We start from the raw sequence: 18,770 nt of genomic DNA, 5'->3' as shown, positions 1-18,770 counted from the left end.
TCCTCAGAGGGTGCGGAACACCAGCAGCAGTAAACAGGCAAACACCGGCACCGCCGCAGTCAGACTATCGATGCGATCAAGAATGCCACCGTGACCCGGGATCAGATTGCCGCTGTCCTTAATGCCCGCTTCACGTTTGAACATGCTCTCCGTGAGGTCGCCCAGCACCGAGGCCAGTGTCGAAATGACCGCGCAGATGACCAGCGTGCCCACCGAGACCGTAAGCGGTGCCAGGGAGGCAAACAGCAGCGCAATCAGCGCAGAAGAGGCGAGGCCGCCCAGAAACCCTTCCCAGGTTTTCCCCGGTGAGACCTTTGGGGCCAGCTTGTGTTTGCCGAACATCTTGCCAAACATGTAGGCACCTGAATCCGCGCCCCATACCAGCAGCAGCACAAACAGCAGCCACCAGGCGCCGGCAAAGTGATCGGTTTCATAGTGATACTGACGCAGCGCCACCATGCCCCAGAAAAAGGGCACCAGCGTTAGGACGCCAAAGAGTAAACGGAGCGGACGCGAATGACGCCAGAAGGCCGCAGAAGCGGGATAGGAGAGCACCAGCAGCAGGGCAACGACCCACCACACCAGCGACGCCCAGAGCGATGTCGCGATCTGCGGCAGATGCACCGAGTGCTGATAGGGTGGCAGCGTAAACTGCATCAGCGCCAGCAGCAGACCACAAAGTACAGCCAGCCAGACGCGCTGCTGGCGTGATGCCATCCCTGCAAACTGACCCCATTCCCAGGCGGCCAGCATGCAGATAACAATCGTTGTCAGTGCGAAACCTACGGGCGGTAACCAGAACAGTGCAGCTATTACCAGCGGAATTAATATCAACGCGGTAATCAGACGAGACTTCAGCAAAGGTTACCCCCAGATTGCTCAGGCGCCGCCTGGTGCAGCGCCGCCAAAACGACGCTCCCGCAGAGAGAATGCATTCAGTGCACCTTCAAAAACGTGTTCATCGAAATCCGGCCAGAGCACATCGGTAAAATAGAATTCAGCATAGGCAATCTGCCACAGCAGGAAGTTGCTAATCCGATGCTCTCCCCCGGTCCTTATCACTAAATCCACTGGCGCCAGCTCCTGCATGCAGAGCTGCGACGTCAGGCTCTCTTCGGTAATCTGGTCAGGTCGCAGTAATCCTTCCTGAACCTGTTCAGCCAGTTTTTTCACGCCTTCGATAATATCCCAACGGCCGCCATAGTTGGCAGCAATGTTGAGCGTCAGGCCACTATTATTTGCAGTCAGCGTCTCAGAACGGCGAATACGTTCCTGAATACGCGGGCTAAAACGGCTGGTATCGCCAATGACGCGCAGACGAACGTTGTGTTTGTGCAGGCTTTTAACTTCGCTATCCAGCGCCCAGACAAACAGTTCCATCAACGCAGTGACTTCCTGCGCCGGCCGACTCCAGTTTTCACTGCTGAAGGCGTAAAGCGTCAGGGCTTCAAGATTGTTGCTGACCGCAAAGCTGACGGCACGACGTACCGATTTAACGCCCGCTTTGTGGCCGGAAATCCGCAATTTTCCCTGATTTTTAGCCCAGCGACCATTGCCATCCATGATGATAGCGACGTGACGCGGACCGTTTCCCTGCTGGTCATCAGTGTTGTTGTGATTGTTAGACGACATAACGCTTAACCAATTCCTTTCATCAGAAATGCTGTGGTTTCTGAATACATTGCGCCCGATTCAAATCCCGACACCCTCTGAGTGCCGGGTCACACCGAATCCGGTGACAGACCGTGAAACGCGAGCCAGCGACTATACCATTTTCACCTGAAGCGAACAAATGGCCTCATAACGATCGCCCTCACGACGTGAAGCGCGGCAACATTTCTGTCGCCAGCGCGCGTGCGATGCGATCGATTTCAAGGACAGCGTCCACCGAATCCGGTTCCGGACACACCTGTGCCGCCATCACCGCGCTGTTCAGGGCGGCAATGTCGGTGAAGCGGATTTGGTGATTCAGGAAAGCCGCGACGGCAACCTCGTTGGCGGCATTAAGCGTGGTGGTCGCCGCCTGCCCTGCGTCACAGGCATCAATCGCCAGTTTCAGACAGGGGTAGCGGCTGAAGTCAGGTTCTGCAAAGGTCAGCGCCGACATGCGGGTAAAATCCAGCGGTGTCACGCCTGCATGAATACGCGAAGGCCAGGCCATGCTGTGAGCAATCGGCGTACGCATATCGGGAGAACCTAACTGAGCCAGCACGCTGCCATCGCAGTATCGCACCATGGAGTGGATCACCGACTGAGGGTGAAGGATCACTTCCATCTGCGCTGCGCTGGCATTAAACAACCAACGGGCTTCAATGTACTCAAGACCTTTATTCATCATGGTGGCCGAATCGACAGAGATTTTTCTTCCCATCGACCAGTTCGGATGTGCACAGGCCTGATCCGGCGACATGGTGCTGAGATCCGCTAACGCTGTGTCACGAAAAGGACCACCCGATCCCGTAAGGATAATCGACTCAATGCCATTATCCTGCAGGTCAGCGTAACCTAACTGATGCTGGATGGTAGCGGGTAAACTCTGAAAAATGGCGTTATGCTCGCTGTCGACCGGTAGTAACTGTGCGTGATGATGACGCACCGCCTCCATAAACAAACGGCCGCAGGTGACAAGCGATTCTTTGTTGGCCAGCAGGACCGTTTTGCCCGCGCGAATGGCGGCGAGTGTCGGCAGCAGACCCGAGGCGCCCACAATCGCCGCCATCACCTGATCCACCTCGTCCAGCGCGGCCAGTTCGCAGGCTGCCTGAACGCCGGAGAGCACTTCAGTTTCGACGCTGATTGCTCTCAGTCGCTCACGCAATGCCGCCGCAGAGGCGTCGTCTGCCATACAGGCGTAGCGGGGTCTGAAGGTCGCACACTGTTCGGCCATCAGCGAGACGTTGTGACCGGCGACCAGCGCCGTGATCTGATAAAGCGCCGGATTGGCGCGAACCACCGCCAGCGTACTGGTGCCGATCGAGCCGGTAGATCCCAGCAGAGTTAATCGCTTCATGAGGCTATCCGTGTGAAGTCAGCGTGCCCGCAGGCACAATGTAAAACGCCGCCAGATGTCGCATTCATACGAATACCTCTCTGTACGGCGTTTTGTCGGGCAGTGATGGGATCAGAAATCCATCAGCTCCGTCTCTTTTTCTGACAGTGCGGCATCGACTTTCTTGATGTACGCATCAGTCATTTTTTGTACTTCATCCTGCGCACGACGTTCGTCGTCTTCGCTGATCTCTTTGTCTTTCAGCAGCGCTTTGATCTTATCGTTGGCATCGCGACGGACGTTACGTACCGACACACGGCCCTGCTCGGCTTCGCCGCGCACGATTTTGATCAGATCTTTACGACGCTCTTCTGTCAGCGCAGGCAGCGGAACACGAATGTCGGTGCCGGCTGAACTTGGGTTCAGGCCGAGATCAGACTTCATGATCGCTTTTTCGACTGCCGCACTCAGTGAACGATCAAACACGTTGATTTTCAGCGTGCGTGAATCTTCCACGGTAACGGAAGCCAGCTGACGCAGTGGCGTCGGCGTGCCGTAATATTCGACGACGATGCCGTCGAGCAGCGAAGGTGAAGCACGACCGGTGCGCACTTTGCCGATGGTGGTTTTGAATGCTTCCACGCATTTTTCCATGCGCGTATCAGCATCTTTTTTGATGTCGTTAATCACGTTGAAACCCTTGGATTCGGTTTGACCTGGCCAGTTCCGGCGTAACCGGAAGCGGGATCGATAATCATCGATAATCCTGACTGGTGCGCGATGCATTATCATCGCGCTGACAGAATATACCTTATTTTATCTCGCCTCGGGTATTAATGCGTAATCAGGGTGCCTTCTTTTTCACCCATCACTACGCGACGCAGCGCGCCAGGCTTATTCATGTTGAAAACACGGATAGGTAATTTGTGGTCACGCGCCAGGGTAAAGGCCGCGAGATCCATCACTTTCAGCTCCTGATCCAGCACTTCGGCATAGGTCAGCTGCTCATAGAGGGTAGCGTCCGGGTTTTTCACCGGGTCAGCAGAGTAGACGCCATCGACCTTGGTCGCCTTCAGCACCACGTCCGCCTCAATCTCAATGCCGCGCAGACACGCCGCAGAGTCTGTGGTGAAGAACGGGTTGCCGGTACCGGCGGAGAAGATCACCACGCGGTTATTGCGCAGCAGGCTGATCGCCTCTGCCCAGCTGTAGTTGTCACAGACGCCATTCAGTGGAATCGCTGACATCAGCCGTGCGTTCACATAGGCGCGGTGCAGCGCATCACGCATCGCCAGACCGTTCATGACGGTTGCCAGCATACCCATGTGGTCGCCCACCACACGGTTCATCCCCGCCTGTGCCAGGCCTGCGCCACGGAACAGGTTACCACCGCCAATCACCACGCCAACCTGGATGCCCAGTTCAACCAGCTCTTTTACCTCTTGTGCCATACGGTCAAGCACACTCGCGTCGATACCAAAACCTTCAGCGCCTTGCAGGGCTTCACCGCTGAGTTTAAGCAGGATACGTTGATAAACAGGTTTTGCGTTGGTCGCCATGGTCAGTTCTTCCTGGAAGATTGGGTGTAAAAGAGAAGTAAATTCTGATCGATCATCCGCTTACCGCGATGAAATTGCTATTGGGATGAAACTGAAAACGTGCCTGTTGCGGTGCACAGACAAAAAAGAACCGCCAGATGGCGGTTCTTTCAGAGCATTAAGACTGTTTGGACATGGCTGCAACTTCTGCAGCAAAGTCAGACTCAACTTTCTCGATGCCTTCACCCACTTCGAAGCGGATGAAGTTGATGACGTCAGCGCCCTGCTCTTTCAGAGCCTGGCCAACGGTTTTGCTTGGGTCGATAACGAAAGCCTGACCGGTCAGAGAGACTTCGCCGGTGAATTTCTTCATGCGGCCTTCAACCATCTTCTCTGCGATCTCTTTTGGCTTGCCAGACTGCATCGCGATGTCCAGCTGAACCTGGTACTCTTTCTCAACCACGTCAGCAGAAACGTCTTCTGGCTTAACGAACTCAGGCTTGCTTGCAGCAACGTGCATCGCGATCTGTTTGATCAGATCTTCGTTCGCGCCGGTAGCGGAAACCAGAACGCCGATACGTGCGCCGTGCAGGTAGCTGCCCAGCTCTGCGCCTTCCAGAATTGCAACGCGACGGATGTTGATGTTCTCACCGATTTTAGCAACCAGTGCAACGCGCTCTTCTTCGAACTGCGCTTTCAGAACTTCAACGTCGGTAACGCGACCGGCAGCAGCTGCTTCCAGAACTTTGTCTGCGAATGCCTGGAAACCGCCATCTTTTGCCACGAAGTCAGTCTGGCAGTTAACTTCCAGAATCACGCCGTAGTCGCCAACGATCTTGGTTTTGATTACGCCATCAGCAGCAACGTTGCCTGCTTTTTTCGCTGCTTTGATTGCGCCAGACTTACGCATGTTCTCAATCGCCAGCTCAATGTCGCCGTTCGCTTCAGTCAGCGCTTTTTTGCAGTCCATCATGCCAGCGCCAGTACGCTCACGCAGTTCTTTTACCAATGCAGCGGTAATGTCAGCCATTCCAGAATCCTCGGTTCGTGCCTGTGTACGTTTGCACCAGCAGACACTTATTTGCGGAAAATTTTTCTGTCCCGCCGTCCGGTTGGGAGCGTGACAGACTTAGATAAAATAAAGGGGCCAGTACAGGCCCCTTACAGATCACATCTGAATGCTAAGGGCTCTTATGCAGAGCAAACCTTATTAAGCGTTTTCTAAAGACGCTTCTTCAGCTTGCTCAGCCAGGTCCTGAGAGCGGCCTTCGCGAACGGTAGTCGCAACGGCAGTCAGGTACAGGCTTACAGCACGGATCGCATCGTCGTTACCTGGGATAACGAAATCAACGCCATCTGGATCAGAGTTGGTATCAACGATAGCAAATACCGGGATACCCAGGTTGTTTGCTTCTTTGATTGCGATATGTTCGTGATCGGCATCAACAACGAACAGCGCGTCTGGCAGGCCGCCCATGTCTTTGATACCGCCCAGGCTGTTTTCCAGCTTGGCCAGTTCACGCGCACGCATCAGTGCTTCTTTCTTGGTCAGTTTGTCGAAAGTACCATCCTGAGACTGAGTCTCCAGATCTTTCAGACGCTTGATTGACTGACGAACAGTTTTCCAGTTAGTCAGCATGCCACCTAACCAGCGGTGGTTGACGAAGAACTGGTCGCAGCTCAGTGCAGACTCTTTTACCGCTTCAGCAGCAGCGCGTTTGGTACCTACGATCAGGATCTTACCTTTACGGGAAGCGATCTTGTTCAGTTCAGCCAGCGCTTCGTTGAACATAGGGACAGTTTTCTCAAGGTTGATGATGTGAACCTTGTTGCGCGCACCAAAGATGAATGGCTTCATTTTTGGGTTCCAGTAACGGGTCTGGTGACCGAAGTGAACACCCGCCTGGAGCATGTCGCGCATGGAAACAGTTGCCATGATTACCTCTGAATTTTGATTGGGGTTGGGCCTCCATGTATCCCATACGACCGACCTCTTTCAAGGCACCCCGGCGTATGTGTCGATACATGTGTGTTTTATTACACATAATGAGAGTTATGCGTTTCCTGCTGACCGAAACGGCCATACAGAGAATCGTCGGCGCGCTTTATACCACAACCAGCCAGGGGACGCCAATAAATGATCACGGCCCGGGGCCAGTGCGTTCTCTATTTGGCAGCCCATTTACGGGCTGCTAACATGACAGCACAGAGTTCATTATTGTCGAAATTTTCGACAAATGCGGATTAATTTAATGGCAATTTCAATCAAAACCCCTGAAGAAATCGAAAAAATGCGCGTTGCGGGCCGCCTGGCCGCTGAAGTGCTGGAGATGATCGAACCCTATGTTCAGCCGGGTGTGACGACCGGTGAGCTGGATCGCATCTGCCACGAGCACATCACGCAAAAGCAGCAGGCGGTTTCTGCCTGTCTGGGCTATCACGGCTTTCCAAAGTCGGTCTGCATTTCGGTGAATGAAGTGGTCTGCCACGGCATCCCCAGCGACGATCGCCCGTTAAAAGATGGCGATATCGTCAATATCGATGTCACCGTCATCAAAGATGAGTATCACGGCGATACCTCTAAGATGTTTATCGTCGGCAAACCGACGATCCAGGGCGAGCGCCTGTGCCGCATCACCCAGGAGAGCCTCTATCTTTCCCTGCGTCTGATTAAGCCCGGCATCCGTCTGCGCGAGCTGGGCCGCGCGATTCAGAAATATGTGGAAGCGAACGACTTCTCCGTGGTGCGGGAATATTGCGGGCATGGCATTGGCAAAGGATTCCACGAAGAGCCTCAGGTACTGCACTACGATGCCGATGACGGCGGCGTGGTGCTGCAGGCGGGCATGACCTTTACGGTTGAGCCGATGGTCAACGCCGGCGATTACCGCATCCGCACCATGAAAGATGGCTGGACGGTAAAAACCAAAGATCGCAGCTTGTCCGCGCAGTATGAGCATACTATTGTGGTGACGGAAAACGGCTGTGAGATTTTAACCCTGCGTAAAGATGACACGCTGCCTGCTGTGCTCGTCGCCGAAGGGTAATTCCCCGATTACAGATCAAGCCGGCGCTGAGCCGGCTTTTTTTTGGCTAAAAAAGAGAAGAGCTGCATGAGCGTGAGTCTGTCGGAAGATGTGAAGAGCGGTCTGGCCGATTCCCCGGCCGGATGGAGTGACGACCAGCTGACCCGCGACAGCCTGAAGCTGCGGCTGGAACAGTTTCAGCAGCATCTGGCTGCCGCGTTTGATGCGGGCGAAGCGGTGGAGTCGCTGATTGATGCGCGCACGCTGTTTATCGATCGGCTCCTGTGTCGCCTGTGGCGCTTTTTTGGTTTTGCGGAGATGCCGGCGATTGCGCTGGTTGCCGTGGGCGGCTATGGTCGGGCCGAACTGCATCCGCTCTCAGATATTGATGTCCTGATCCTTAGCCGTCAGCCGCTGGACGAACAGGCCGCGCAGCGCACCAGCGAACTGCTGACGCTGATGTGGGATCTCCGGCTGGAAGTGGGCCACAGCGTCCGTACGCTGGAGGAGTGCCTGCTGGAGGGGCTCTCGGATCTCACCGTGGCCACCAACCTGATTGAATCCAGGATGCTCACCGGCGACGTGGCGCTGTTTCTGGCGTTACAGAAGAATATCTTCAGCGACGGCTTCTGGCCCTCCTCCACCTTTTTTGCGGCCAAGATTGAGGAGCAGCAGGAGCGCCATAAGCGTTATCACGGCACCAGCTACAACCTGGAGCCGGACATCAAGAGCAGCCCCGGCGGCCTGCGGGATATCCATACGCTGCAGTGGGTCGCCCGACGCCACTTCGGGGCCACCACGCTGGATGAGATGGTCGGCTTTGGCTTTCTCACTGACGCGGAGCGCAGCGAACTCAACGAATGTCAGGAATTTCTCTGGCGCATCCGCTTTGCTCTGCATCTCTCGCTGCCGCGCTACGACAACCGCCTGCTGTTTGATCGCCAGCTCAGCGTGGCACAGCGCCTGAACTATCAGGGCGAAGGCAATGCGCCGGTTGAGCAGATGATGAAGGATTTTTATCGGGTCACCCGGCGCATCAACGAACTGAATCAGATGCTGTTGCAGCTGTTTGATGAGGCGATTCTGGCACTCTCCACCAGCGAAAAACCCCGCCCTGTCGATGACGATTTCCAGCTGCGTGGCGACCTGATCGACCTGCGCGACGAAACGCTGTTCAGACGCGAGCCGCAGGCCATTCTGCGCATGTTCTACGTCATGGTGCGCAACGACAATATCAAAGGCATCTACTCCACGACCCTGCGCCAGCTGCGCCATGCGCGTCGGCATCTCAGTCAGCCGCTGTGCCAGATCCCCGAGGCGCGGCGAACCTTTATGTCGATCCTGCGCCATCCCGGCGCGGTCAGCCGGGCGCTGGTGCCGATGCATCGCCACAGCGTGTTGTGGGCGTACACGCCGCTGTGGGGCCAAATCGTCGGACAGATGCAGTTTGACCTGTTTCACGCCTACACCGTCGATGAGCATACCATCCGGGTTCTGCAGAAGCTGGAGAGCTTTGCCAGCGAAGCGACGCGGCCACAGCATCCGCTCTGCGTGGAGTTATGGCCGCGTCTGCCGCAGCAGGAGCTGCTGCTGATGGCCGCCCTGCTGCACGACATAGCCAAAGGTCGCAACGGCGATCACTCGGTTCTCGGCGCGCAGGATGCGCTCGACTTCGCGGAGATGCATGGTCTGAACTCACGGGAGACGCAGCTGGTGGCCTGGCTGGTCCGCCATCATCTGCTGATGTCGGTGACGGCGCAGCGGCGCGATATTCAGGACCCGACGGTGATCCAGCAGTTTGCCGAGGTGATGCAGAATGAGAACCGGCTGCGCTATCTGGTCTGTCTGACCGTGGCCGACATCTGCGCCACCAACGAAAGCCTCTGGAACAGCTGGAAGCAGAGCCTGCTGCGCGAGCTCTTTTTCGCCACCGAGAAGCAGCTGCGACGCGGCATGGAGAACAGCCCGGATCTGCGCGAGCGGGTACGCCATCATCGCCTGCAGGCGCTGGCGCTGCTGCGGATGGATAACATCGATGAAGAGCGGCTGCACCAGATCTGGAATCGCTGCCGCGCCGACTATTTTCTGCGCCATACGCCAAATCAGATCGCCTGGCACGCCCGCCACCTGCTGGCTCACGACCTGAAAAAACCGCTGGTGCTGGTCAGCCCGCACGCCACGCGCGGCGGCACCGAAATTTTCATCTGGAGTCCCGATCGGCCACATCTGTTTGCTGCCGTGGCCGGTGAGCTGGATCGCCGCAATCTCAGCGTGCACGACGCACAAATCTTCACCAGCCGCGATGGCATGGCGATGGATACCTTTATCGTGCTGGAGCCGGATGGCAGCCCGCTTTCGCCGGATCGTCACCCGATGATCATTCAGGCGCTGGAGCAGGCGATCACTCAGTCCGAGTGGGTGCCGCCGCGCACCCGTCGCCCGTCGGCCCGGCTTAAACATTTCAGCGTGGATACCGAGGTCAACTTCCTGCCGACGCACACCGACCGTCGCAGCTATCTGGAGCTGGTGGCGCTGGATCAGCCCGGTCTGCTGGCGCGGGTCGGGGAAGTCTTCGCCGATCTGGGGGTTTCACTGCACGGCGCCCGCATCAGCACCATTGGCGAGCGGGTCGAGGATCTGTTTATTCTGGCCAACAGTGAACGGCAGGCGCTGAACGAAGAAATGCGCACAGCGTTGCAACAACGGTTGACAGAGGCCCTTAATCCAAACGATAAAGTGTGACCCGACCCGACTGGTAAACATTCATTTCTTTACTTGTGCCGGGATAGTGCCCGGCACCGCACATGACAGATCAGGAAAAAAATATGCAACAGTTACAGAGCGTTATTGAATCCGCCTTCGAACGTCGCGCTGACATTACCCCGACCAGCGTCGACAGCGAAACCCGTGATGCCATCAACCGGGTGATCGCGCTGCTGGACAGCGGCGCACTGCGTGTTTCAGAGAAGATCGACGGCGAGTGGGTAACGCATCAGTGGCTGAAGAAAGCCGTGCTGCTCTCTTTCCGCATCAATGACAACCAGGTGATGGAAGGCGCTGAAACCCGTTTTTACGACAAAGTGCCGATGAAATTTGCGGGCTGGGATGAGGCGCGCTTCAAAGAGGCCGGTTTCCGCGTGGTGCCGCCTGCGGCGGTGCGTCAGGGTGCATTCATCGCCCGCAACACGGTGCTGATGCCTTCTTACGTCAACATCGGCGCTTTCGTGGATGAAGGCACTATGGTAGACACCTGGGCGACAGTGGGCTCCTGTGCACAGATCGGTAAAAACGTTCACCTCTCTGGCGGCGTTGGTATTGGCGGCGTGCTGGAGCCGCTGCAGGCTAACCCGACTATCATCGAAGACAACTGCTTCATCGGCGCACGCTCTGAAATCGTTGAAGGCGTGATTGTTGAAGAAGGCTCAGTGATCTCAATGGGTGTCTATATCGGTCAGAGCACTAAAATCTATGACCGTGAAACCGGCGAAGTGCATTATGGTCGCGTTCCTGCCGGTTCGGTGGTGGTTTCCGGTAATCTGCCGTCCAAAGATGGCAGCTACAGCCTCTACTGTGCCGTGATCGTGAAAAAGGTGGATGCAAAAACCCTCAGCAAAACCGGCATCAACGAACTGCTGCGCACCATCGACTGATTTCAGTGACGGGCTGGAAACCAGCCCGTCATCTTTTCTTTACAGCCATTCTCAATCAGCCTGCTTCGCGCCGCGAAGGATCGGGTGCGTTTAGTTTTCATCCAGGTCATAATCCGCGCCAGTTAAATCCTGTCGCGCAATGTTCATCCCGCTGCTTTATGTCTACAGTTGTCTGACGTCATGAACAAACCTGCGCGCTTCTCACTTTTGATGGAAACAACGCTATGTATGACAATCTGAAAAGCTTAGGAATCAGTAATCCGGACGATATCGACCGCTACAGCCTGCGTCAGGAAGCCAACAACGACATTCTGAAAATTTACTTCCGCAAAGATAAAGGCGAGTTTTTCGCGAAGAGCGTGAAATTCAAATATCCGCGCCAGCGCAAAACGGTCGTGGCCGATCACGCAACTCAGGGCTACAAAGAAGTGCAGGAAATCAGCCCGAATCTGCGTTATGTGATCGATGAGCTGGACCAGATTTGCCAGCGCGACCAGGTTGAAGTGGATCTGAAACGTAAGATCCTGGATGATCTGCGTCATCTGGAGAGCGTGGTCTCGCACAAGATTACTGAAATCGAATCGGATCTGGAAAAATTAACCCGTAACGGTCGTTAATTTTCCCGCCGACAGATGGGGCCAGCGTTGCTGGCCTTTTTTATCTCCCCTCTCCTCGCCTCATCCCTGCTCATCCAGCTGCAACGCCACATAGAGCAGCAGCCGATCGTCAAACTGGCCCAGATTGAGCCCGGTCAGCTCTGAAATCCGGTTCAGCCGGTATTCCAGCGTATTGCGATGAATAAACAGCGCGCGCGCCGTGGCACCCGGCTGAACGTTGTGGGTGAACCAGGCGATCAGCGTCCGGCGCAGCAGACCGTTGTTATCCATGCTCCTGAGTTTCGCCAGAGGCCGGGCGAGTTCATTGGCCTGCCAGCCACCACGCAGGCTGTCGAGCAGAACCGGCAGCACCAGATCCTGATAAAAATAGCTGCGCACGTCGGGCATCCGCTGCTTACCGACCATCATCGTCGTGCGCGCCGTCCGGTAAGAGCGGGCTATGCTGCCCGGCCCGCTGAAAAAGTTGCCCAGCGCGATGCGCATCCGCAGGTGGCCACTCTCTTTCATCCGCTGCAACAGCTGCTCGACGCGACGGCGGTGATCCTCCTGGTCGTAGCGTCCGTGCGCATTCAGGGCGGGCTTCAGCACCACCATCTCCGTCAGCGACACGATGGCGATCAGGTTATCGCGTTCAGGGGTCGTCAGCAGGGTCTGCAACTGCTGTAACTCCGACATCGCACTGTCAACGCCGAGCTGACCGCTGTCGATCTCCAGTACCGCCACCACGCGCGGCTGATTGAGATCGATCCCAAGCCGCTGCGCCCATTCGGTCAGCTGCGGCGACAGGGTATCGCTGCGGATCAGGTTCAGTACCAGCTCCTCACGCAAACGGCTATCCTGCGCCAGCATATGCAGCAGTCGCGCCTGTTCCAGCATCATCTCCGCCGTCATACAGACCAGCTCGCCATAGTGACGTAAGGCGACCGGTTCCCCCGTCAGGCCAATCACGCCGACGATGTCGCCATCAATCCGCAGCGGCAGGTTAATGCCGGGCCGCACGCCATGAAGATGTTTAGCCACCGCCTCATCGATATCGACCACCCGCGCCTGAGAGAGCACCAGCAGCGCGCCTTCGTGCAACTCTCCAATGCGCTCCCGGTCACCGCTGCCGATGATGCGGCCGCGCGCATCCATCACATTGACGTTGCTGTCAATAATCTTCATGGTGCGTGCCACAATATCCTGCGCCAGCCGGGCATCAAGGTGATAGGTTGCCATCCGTTACTCCTGATAAAGAGAGGGAGAAACAGAATACGCATGCGCTCTGCGCAGAGCATTGTGCAATTGCACAGAGCCGGGGAGGCATTTACCGAATCTGCGGTCAGCATCACACTCTGACGGGGTGAACGGCGGACATAAAAAAGGCGGACCGCAGTCCGCCTCTGTGTGAGGGATAAACCCTTACTGCATCAGCAGATAGATGCTGCTGTCACCGCGTTTCACATTCAGCGCCAGCACGGAAGGTTTGGTATCCAGCACTTTGCGCAGTTCACCCAGGTTGGTCACCACCTGCTGGTTAACGCCCTGGATCACATCGCCCTTTTTCAGGCCGATGCGTGCTGCGGCGCTGCCCGGTTTCACGTTATCCACGCGGACGCCCTTGTCACCGGTGTCGACATTGCTGAGATCCGCCCCTTCAATGCCGTTATAGATGGTGGCGGACTGCACTTTCGCCTGGCTGCTCTGCTGCAGCTGCACGGAGACGTCAACCGGCTTGCCGTCGCGCAGCAGCCCCAGTTTCAGCGTGGTGCCCACCGGCAGTGAACCCACTTCGGCGCGCAGCGACGCGAAGCTGCTAAGCGGTTTGCCGTTCATCGAGACGATGACGTCACCCGCTTTGATGCCCGCTTTGGCCGCCGCCGAACCTGGCAGCACCTGGCTGACAAAGGCGCCGCGCTGTGCATCGACCTTCATCGCTTTTGCCAGCTCGGAGTTCAGCTCCGTACCCTGCACGCCCAGTTCGCCGCGTTTCACCTGACCAAACTCAACCATCTGAGCCGTCAGGTTTTTCACCATGTTACTCGGGATCGCAAAGCCGATACCGATATTGCCGCCGTCCGGTGCCAGAATGGCGGTGTTAATCCCGATCAGCTCACCGTTGAGGTTGACCAGTGCACCACCGGAGTTACCCCGGTTGATCGCCGCATCCGTCTGGATGAAGTTTTCGTAGTTTTCCACGTTCAGGCCGCTGCGGCCCAGCGCCGAAACGATACCGGACGTCACGGTTTCGCCCAGGCCGTAAGGGTTGCCGATCGCCACGGTGTAGTCGCCCACGCGCAGATTGTCGGAGTCCGCGATTTTCACCGCCGTAAGATTTTTAGCATCCTTCAGCTGAACCAGCGCGATGTCTGAGCTGGGATCTTTCCCGATCACTTTGGCGTCGTAGCGACGACCGTCGCTGAGCTGTACCTGAATTTTGGTCGCATTGTTGACCACATGGTTATTGGTGACCACATAGCCTTTTTCGGCATTAATGATGACGCCCGAACCCAGCGCCCGGAATTTTTCCTGCTGTGTATCGGGCGCAGGCGCGCCGCCGCCCTCACCGCTCTGGCACATCGGTGAGCTCTGGAACGGAGAACCGTCCTGGCAGAAAGGCGAGTTATCGCCAAAGAATTGCTGGAACTGTTGCGGCATACGCGGGGTTTTCACCGTGGTGGTCCCCTCGACACTGATACTGACCACAGAGGGCATCACCTTCTCCAGCATGGGCGCCAGACTTGGCTGTTGCAGACTGTCGGATGAGGCCGTTTGTGCAGCAGAAACAGTAACAGGGGCGAGGGCCATGCTCAGGCTCAATGCCAGCGCACTTAACATCAAGGTCTTTGTTTTCATTTTTCGTTTCTCAATAAGATTACTGTTCAGACCATTGCTGTGGTCGAAAGGTGAGATAAGTGTTTTAGCGCGAAGTTCCTTTAAAAGTTTAAGCTAAAGGTAAAAATTTATTCGCGCTCTTTACAATCGGCGGCTTATTCTACGGCCATCAGTCGCCGGTACTCATCCCATGCATAGAGATCGGTCATCCCGCTGATATAATCCTGAATAAGCCGGAAACGATAATAACGTTCCCACAACAGCCGTTGATATTTATGCTCCACCACCAGATTACGCATCTTATGCAGATAGGCTTTACGATGTTTGCCGGAGAGCTTGTGGAAAAGCCGGGTTTCGATGGGGTGCTGACGCAGAAAATCTTCATTTATCAGCGTGGTAAAGGCTTCATAATTCAGGCGCATCAGCGGCGCATAGATCTCCAGTAAGCCTTTGATCACCCGGTAGCCCTGCAGCTCCAGCTGCTCCACTTCGGAATGGTTAAACACCTGCTGGCGCGCAACGGTCTTAAACAGTTGCAACAGACGCCCCTCTTCTCCCTCATCCTCCAGCAGCGCATGATTAAAACTTCCCTCGAATATCGCCGGCAGATTATCAACAAAACGTTTCACGGCGTAGCTGACCAGTACGCTCTGAACATTTACGCGTAATGACATAAAAAATTGATCGCTGCGGCTGCGGCGTTTTTTACTGCAGGCTTCACGCCAGGCTTCGCCAATCGTCCGGCTGAACGCATCATTATTTTTAACCGGCCCCCAGGCTTTATTCAGAAACTCATACAAACTTTCAACATTAAAGATATCTTTTTCTACAGCGTCATCCAAATCTGCAATACAGTAGGAGATATCATCGGCCGCTTCCATTATATAGGTGAGCGGAAAGCGGTGATGTTCTTCCATATTGGTGGCGGCGCGCAGGTCAGCAATATAATCCCGTTCGGAGAGATAAAAGCCCGGCTTTTTCATTAATACGCTAAATTCGGCGGGCTTTTCTCCCTGCCACCAGGCGGGGGCGGTATATTTCAGGATGCAGGCGACCTGCGAATAGCTGAGATTGAGCTGCAGCAGCGTGTGCACCATGCGGATAGCCTGCGCGTTGCCCTCAAAGTGACAGAGATCCTGGCGAATCATCGCGTTGAGTTGATCGAACGCCCTGCGCTGCGCCTCCCCTTCCACGCCCGCCACCAGCGGATCCACCAGCTCGGCGGCGAGATGCTCTTCAAACCAGTCGTTAATGGCCGCCTCGCCAAAATGGCCAAATGGCGGATTACCCACGTCGTGCAGCAGACAGGCCATCTCAATCAGGCTCTCAAATGCCCCTTCCAGCTCGTCCAGGCCATACTGCGCCAGCCCGCCCTGCATCTTCAGGGTTTGCAGGATCTCTTTGGTGATATAGCGCCCGGTCTGCTGCACCTCCAGCGAGTGCGTCAGGCGGGAGCGGACGGCGGCGTTACGCTCCAGTGGAAAAACCTGGGTTTTCTGCTGCAGGCGGCGGATGGCGGCGGAGTTGATAATCCGTCCGCGGTCGCTCTCAAAATGACGCGTAATGTAATATTCGCCTTCCGGATCTTTTCGACTGGTATAAGGGCGCGAGAAGCTGATCTTCTTCCTGAAATTAATCGCCGACATGAATTACCCCTGACTTTTTCGTGAATTAATCCCCGGATTGCCATGTTAGACTATGCCCTAAATTTTGATTCTTTACATTAGCGGAACGCATTATGAAAGCAGGCATCATTGGCGCGATGGAGCAGGAAGTTACCCTGCTGCGCGACAAAATTGAAAACCGTCAGACGCTGTCGCTGGCGGGTTGTGAAATTTATACCGGCACCCTGCAGGGCGTTGAGGTGGCACTGCTGAAATCGGGCATTGGTAAAACCTCTGCCGCGCTGGGTACCACACTGCTGCTGCAGCTCTGTAAGCCTGACCTGGTGATCAACACCGGTTCGGCGGGCGGCTTAGCCTCCACACTCAGCGTCGGCGATATCGTGGTCTCCGAAGAGGTGCGCTATCACGATGCGGACGTCACCGCATTTGGGTATGAGCCAGGTCAGATGGCGGGTTGTCCGGCCGCATTTGTGGCCGACAGCACGCTCGTCGCGGCGGCGGAAGCCTGCATTAAACAGCTGAACCTGAATGCCGTGCGCGGTCTGGTGGTCAGTGGTGATGCCTTTATCAATGGTGCGGCGCCGCTGGCGCGTATCCGTCATCAGTTCCCGCAGGCGATTGCCGTTGAGATGGAAGCGACCGCGATCGGCCACGTCTGCCATCAGTTCCAGGTGCCTTTCGTGGTGGTGCGCGCGATCTCCGACGTCGCCGATCAGGAATCTCACCTCAGCTTTGATGAGTTCTTAAGCGTTGCGGCGAAGCAATCTTCGCTGATGGTGGAGAACCTGCTGGCGCATCTGGCGCGTGGCTAAAACGCGGCTCTTCTGCTGGCTGCTGCTGTTCAGCGGCAGCCTGTTCGCTTCCCCGCCCCGTGTGATCACCCTCGCTCCCCATCTGACCGAACTCGCCTTTGCCGCCGGGATCACGCCGGTTGCGGTCAGCGCCTGGTCCGACTATCCGCCACAGGCGAAACAGATTGAACAGGTCGCTAACTGGCAGGGCATCCGGGCCGAACGTATTCTGCAGCTGAAGCCAGATCTGGTGCTGGCCTGGCGTGGCGGCAATCCGCAGCGTCAGATTGCGCAGCTGCAGCAGCTCGGAGTGACCGTGAAATGGATCGATCCGCAGACGCTGGATGAGATGTTCACGGCGCTGGCCGATCTGGGCCGCTGGAGCCCCACCCCGGCACAGGCCACGCAGGCCGCACAGCAGCTGCGCGCACAGGCCGCCGCGCTGCGTGAGCACTACAGCCACCTCCCTGCCGTTCCGCTTTTTCTGCAGTTTGGTCAGCAGCCGCTGTTTACCGCCTCCGGCGCCACGCTGCAGGATGCGGTGATCCGGTTATGTGGCGGCAGCAACATCTTTGCAGAGAGCCGCGTCAGCTGGCCGCAAGTCAGCCGTGAGCAGGTGCTGATGCGCCATCCGCAGGCCATTGTGATCGCGGGCAGCGCCCGACAGGCGGAGAACATCCGCGCATTCTGGCGGCCACAGCTCAGCGTGCCGGTGATCGCCATCAACGAAGACTGGCTCAGCCGACCAGGCCCGCGACTGCTGCTGGCGGCCCGACAGCTCTGTGCAGCCCTGCACCCTGATCAGTAAATCAGCGAATTGACTAAAGTCCCTACAATTTTTGCCGTTAAACACTAGCAGAGACGGACGCGCCACGTAAGCTCGCCGTCCTTTCAGCGCTTATGCGCCTTTACGACACCAGGAACTGATTATGACCAGAGCACTGCTGCTGGCCATAGGGCTATCGTTCGCCGGAACGGCGATTGCGGGATCGATCAATGGCTCTATCGCTGCCAGACTTGTTATCTATTCACGCTGTGAAATCAGCACGGCTCAGCGTCAGCCCACGCCGCAGATAGCCTGTGGCGGACAGCCGGAGGCGCAGCCGCGCGTGACAGAGAGTCAGATTCAGAGGCAGGGAAGCGTGAAGCAGCGTCATCGGCTGATTACGGTCGAGTGGTAAGCGAGGCCGTCAGGATGACGGCCTGCATCATCAGATACTGAAGGAGGAACCACACCCGCAGGTGGTTTTGGCATTCGGGTTGGTCACGATAAAGCGCGAACCTTCCAGGCCTTCCGTATAATCCACCGAACCGCCTACCAGATACTGCAGGCTCATCGGGTCAACGACCAGGGAGACGCCCTGCTTTTCAATCGTCATATCGCCATCGTTCAGCTGGTCATCAAAGGTAAAACCATACTGGAAACCACTGCAACCGCCACCGGTGATATAGACGCGCAGTTTCAGCGCCGGGTTCTCTTCGTCGGCAATCAGGTTCTTCACCTTGGTGGCTGCGGCGTCGGTAAACTGCAACGGCAGTGCTGCTACTTCATCACTCATGTTTTACTCCGGTAAACGCCCAGGTCAGAAAACGACCTCAATTACGCTATTATCAGTCAGCACCTCAGCGCAATCAAGCTCTGCCCTTCGCACTCTGTGCCGCTTTCCGCGCGCTTAAGGGCGCTGCGGGTGAATCCGCCTTTCGTCTGCTGCCCCTCTTC

18 protein-coding genes are annotated in these 18,770 nt (G+C 56.4%); 7 read left to right on the top strand and 11 right to left on the bottom strand.

Going from position 1 to position 18,770, the window contains the following annotated elements; translation table 11 throughout:
• Window positions 1-3: 3 nt before the first annotated feature.
• The 7 genes from cdsA to rpsB all read right to left on the bottom strand — a co-directional run bounded on the left by cdsA (window position 4) and on the right by rpsB (window position 6,463).
• Window positions 4-861 carry a phosphatidate cytidylyltransferase gene (cdsA, locus tag AB1748_RS05350; RefSeq protein WP_128084921.1) on the bottom strand — a complete coding sequence of 286 codons (858 nt, stop codon included), beginning with the start codon at window positions 859-861 and terminating at the stop codon, window positions 4-6.
• Between the two features lie 18 nt (window positions 862-879).
• Window positions 880-1,632 (bottom strand): (2E,6E)-farnesyl-diphosphate-specific ditrans,polycis-undecaprenyl-diphosphate synthase, encoded by a 753-nt coding sequence (gene ispU / locus AB1748_RS05345; protein ID WP_009091989.1) that lies wholly within the window; start codon window positions 1,630-1,632, stop codon window positions 880-882.
• 181 nt (window positions 1,633-1,813) lie between these two features.
• Window positions 1,814-3,010 carry a 1-deoxy-D-xylulose-5-phosphate reductoisomerase gene (gene ispC / locus AB1748_RS05340; protein WP_367396097.1) on the bottom strand — a complete coding sequence of 399 codons (1,197 nt, stop codon included), beginning with the start codon at window positions 3,008-3,010 and terminating at the stop codon, window positions 1,814-1,816.
• Between the two features lie 111 nt (window positions 3,011-3,121).
• Window positions 3,122-3,679 (bottom strand): ribosome recycling factor, encoded by a 558-nt coding sequence (frr, locus tag AB1748_RS05335; protein ID WP_111140582.1) that lies wholly within the window; start codon window positions 3,677-3,679, stop codon window positions 3,122-3,124.
• A gap of 143 nt (window positions 3,680-3,822) precedes the next feature.
• Window positions 3,823-4,548 (bottom strand): UMP kinase, encoded by a 726-nt coding sequence (pyrH, locus tag AB1748_RS05330; protein WP_128084920.1) that lies wholly within the window; start codon window positions 4,546-4,548, stop codon window positions 3,823-3,825.
• Window positions 4,549-4,705: 157 nt separating this feature from the next.
• Window positions 4,706-5,557, bottom strand: a complete 852-nt coding sequence (gene tsf / locus AB1748_RS05325; protein ID WP_111142279.1) for a translation elongation factor Ts — start codon at window positions 5,555-5,557, stop codon at window positions 4,706-4,708.
• A gap of 180 nt (window positions 5,558-5,737) precedes the next feature.
• Window positions 5,738-6,463: a 30S ribosomal protein S2 gene (gene rpsB, locus AB1748_RS05320; RefSeq protein ID WP_139805878.1), complete on the bottom strand. Its 726-nt coding sequence runs from the start codon at window positions 6,461-6,463 to the stop codon at window positions 5,738-5,740.
• 316 nt (window positions 6,464-6,779) lie between these two features.
• On the opposite strand from rpsB, the gene map reads away from it, so the two are divergent.
• From map to AB1748_RS05300, 4 genes are all read left to right on the top strand, one after another.
• Complete coding sequence (gene map / locus AB1748_RS05315) at window positions 6,780-7,574, top strand: type I methionyl aminopeptidase (RefSeq protein WP_111140264.1); 795 nt, start codon at window positions 6,780-6,782, stop codon at window positions 7,572-7,574.
• Between the two features lie 66 nt (window positions 7,575-7,640).
• A complete protein-coding gene (gene glnD, locus AB1748_RS05310; protein ID WP_367396096.1) occupies window positions 7,641-10,295 on the top strand; it encodes a bifunctional uridylyltransferase/uridylyl-removing protein GlnD in 2,655 nt (884 codons plus the stop codon).
• Window positions 10,296-10,378: 83 nt separating this feature from the next.
• Window positions 10,379-11,203 carry a 2,3,4,5-tetrahydropyridine-2,6-dicarboxylate N-succinyltransferase gene (gene dapD, locus AB1748_RS05305; RefSeq protein WP_111140291.1) on the top strand — a complete coding sequence of 275 codons (825 nt, stop codon included), beginning with the start codon at window positions 10,379-10,381 and terminating at the stop codon, window positions 11,201-11,203.
• Window positions 11,204-11,427: 224 nt separating this feature from the next.
• A complete protein-coding gene (locus AB1748_RS05300) occupies window positions 11,428-11,820 on the top strand; it encodes a DUF3461 family protein (RefSeq protein ID WP_010254085.1) in 393 nt (130 codons plus the stop codon).
• A 60-nt stretch (window positions 11,821-11,880) separates the two neighbouring features.
• On the opposite strand, the gene AB1748_RS05295 is transcribed toward AB1748_RS05300, so the two are convergent.
• The 3 genes from AB1748_RS05295 to dgt all read right to left on the bottom strand — a co-directional run bounded on the left by AB1748_RS05295 (window position 11,881) and on the right by dgt (window position 16,280).
• Window positions 11,881-13,038, bottom strand: a complete 1,158-nt coding sequence (locus AB1748_RS05295) for a CdaR family transcriptional regulator (protein ID WP_111140266.1) — start codon at window positions 13,036-13,038, stop codon at window positions 11,881-11,883.
• Between the two features lie 183 nt (window positions 13,039-13,221).
• Entirely contained in the window at window positions 13,222-14,655 is a 1,434-nt protein-coding gene (gene degP / locus AB1748_RS05290) for a serine endoprotease DegP (RefSeq protein WP_111140267.1), read from the bottom strand.
• A gap of 134 nt (window positions 14,656-14,789) precedes the next feature.
• Window positions 14,790-16,280: a dGTPase gene (dgt, locus tag AB1748_RS05285; RefSeq protein WP_111140268.1), complete on the bottom strand. Its 1,491-nt coding sequence runs from the start codon at window positions 16,278-16,280 to the stop codon at window positions 14,790-14,792.
• 92 nt (window positions 16,281-16,372) lie between these two features.
• Here dgt and mtnN point away from each other — a divergent pair, with 92 nt between their 5' ends.
• From mtnN to AB1748_RS05270, 3 genes are all read left to right on the top strand, one after another.
• Complete coding sequence (gene mtnN / locus AB1748_RS05280; protein WP_111140269.1) at window positions 16,373-17,071, top strand: 5'-methylthioadenosine/S-adenosylhomocysteine nucleosidase; 699 nt, start codon at window positions 16,373-16,375, stop codon at window positions 17,069-17,071.
• On the top strand, window positions 17,064-17,858 hold the full coding sequence (btuF, locus tag AB1748_RS05275; RefSeq protein WP_111140270.1) for a vitamin B12 ABC transporter substrate-binding protein BtuF: 795 nt from the start codon (window positions 17,064-17,066) through the stop codon (window positions 17,856-17,858). The genes mtnN and btuF overlap by 8 nt, the downstream gene beginning before the upstream one ends.
• A gap of 121 nt (window positions 17,859-17,979) precedes the next feature.
• A complete protein-coding gene (locus AB1748_RS05270) occupies window positions 17,980-18,231 on the top strand; it encodes a hypothetical protein (protein ID WP_111140271.1) in 252 nt (83 codons plus the stop codon).
• A 30-nt stretch (window positions 18,232-18,261) separates the two neighbouring features.
• Here AB1748_RS05270 and erpA read toward each other — a convergent pair whose 3' ends face one another.
• Window positions 18,262-18,609: an iron-sulfur cluster insertion protein ErpA gene (gene erpA, locus AB1748_RS05265; RefSeq protein ID WP_111140272.1), complete on the bottom strand. Its 348-nt coding sequence runs from the start codon at window positions 18,607-18,609 to the stop codon at window positions 18,262-18,264.
• Window positions 18,610-18,770 lie beyond the last annotated feature (161 nt).

The organism is Pantoea sp. Ep11b (assembly GCF_040783975.1).
GTDB lineage: Bacteria > Pseudomonadota > Gammaproteobacteria > Enterobacterales > Enterobacteriaceae > Pantoea.
The sequence above is the reverse complement of the archived record's forward strand: the minus strand, read 5'-3'. Positions and strand labels throughout refer to the sequence as shown.

What these genes read in the sequence shown, in the direction of transcription:
- map (WP_111140264.1), top strand. Translation starts at nt 6,780, where the DNA reads ATGGCAATTTCAATCAAAACCCCTGAAGAAATCGAAAAAATGCGCGTT.
- tsf (WP_111142279.1), bottom strand. Translation starts at nt 5,557, where the DNA reads ATGGCTGACATTACCGCTGCATTGGTAAAAGAACTGCGTGAGCGTACT.
- ispU (WP_009091989.1), bottom strand. Translation starts at nt 1,632, where the DNA reads ATGTCGTCTAACAATCACAACAACACTGATGACCAGCAGGGAAACGGT.
- pyrH (WP_128084920.1), bottom strand. Translation starts at nt 4,548, where the DNA reads ATGGCGACCAACGCAAAACCTGTTTATCAACGTATCCTGCTTAAACTC.
- mtnN (WP_111140269.1), top strand. Translation starts at nt 16,373, where the DNA reads ATGAAAGCAGGCATCATTGGCGCGATGGAGCAGGAAGTTACCCTGCTG.
- dgt (WP_111140268.1), bottom strand. Translation starts at nt 16,280, where the DNA reads ATGTCGGCGATTAATTTCAGGAAGAAGATCAGCTTCTCGCGCCCTTAT.
- AB1748_RS05270 (WP_111140271.1), top strand. Translation starts at nt 17,980, where the DNA reads ATGACCAGAGCACTGCTGCTGGCCATAGGGCTATCGTTCGCCGGAACG.
- AB1748_RS05295 (WP_111140266.1), bottom strand. Translation starts at nt 13,038, where the DNA reads ATGGCAACCTATCACCTTGATGCCCGGCTGGCGCAGGATATTGTGGCA.
- erpA (WP_111140272.1), bottom strand. Translation starts at nt 18,609, where the DNA reads ATGAGTGATGAAGTAGCAGCACTGCCGTTGCAGTTTACCGACGCCGCA.
- glnD (WP_367396096.1), top strand. Translation starts at nt 7,641, where the DNA reads ATGAGCGTGAGTCTGTCGGAAGATGTGAAGAGCGGTCTGGCCGATTCC.
- AB1748_RS05300 (WP_010254085.1), top strand. Translation starts at nt 11,428, where the DNA reads ATGTATGACAATCTGAAAAGCTTAGGAATCAGTAATCCGGACGATATC.
- rpsB (WP_139805878.1), bottom strand. Translation starts at nt 6,463, where the DNA reads ATGGCAACTGTTTCCATGCGCGACATGCTCCAGGCGGGTGTTCACTTC.
- ispC (WP_367396097.1), bottom strand. Translation starts at nt 3,010, where the DNA reads ATGAAGCGATTAACTCTGCTGGGATCTACCGGCTCGATCGGCACCAGT.
- dapD (WP_111140291.1), top strand. Translation starts at nt 10,379, where the DNA reads ATGCAACAGTTACAGAGCGTTATTGAATCCGCCTTCGAACGTCGCGCT.
- degP (WP_111140267.1), bottom strand. Translation starts at nt 14,655, where the DNA reads ATGAAAACAAAGACCTTGATGTTAAGTGCGCTGGCATTGAGCCTGAGC.